The organism is Alkalihalophilus lindianensis, assembly GCF_032843265.1.
Taxonomy (GTDB): domain Bacteria; phylum Bacillota; class Bacilli; order Bacillales; family Bacillaceae_D; genus Alkalihalophilus; species Alkalihalophilus lindianensis.
This window is the reverse complement of sequence record NZ_JAWJBA010000449.1, coordinates 1-265: the sequence shown is the minus strand read 5'-3', so window position 1 is coordinate 265 and position 265 is coordinate 1. Positions and strand designations below refer to the sequence as shown.

1 protein-coding gene is annotated in these 265 nt (G+C 32.1%); it reads left to right on the top strand.

All coding sequences use genetic code 11. The features are described 5' to 3' along the window. A partial coding sequence (locus RYX56_RS22985) for a hypothetical protein (protein WP_317124206.1) occupies nucleotides 1-265 on the top strand: 265 nt, incomplete at both ends.

Sequence of the window (265 nt, the reverse complement as noted above, 5' to 3'; positions counted from 1 at the left end):
ATAGTAAGCGACCAATATACTGGCTATTCACATCAGGAAAAGAAAAGGCATTTAACTGTCTAATCTACATGCACCGTTATGATAAAAGCACGTTATCACGTATTCGAACAGATTATTTACATGACTATCAGATTCGTTTAGATGCTGAAAAGAAAGATTTACTTAATATCATTGATGGGGATTCAACAGCAAAAGAGATTAGTAATGCAAAGAAAGAGTTAAAATCCCTTGAAAAGAAAATAGATGAATTGAAAGCATATGATGA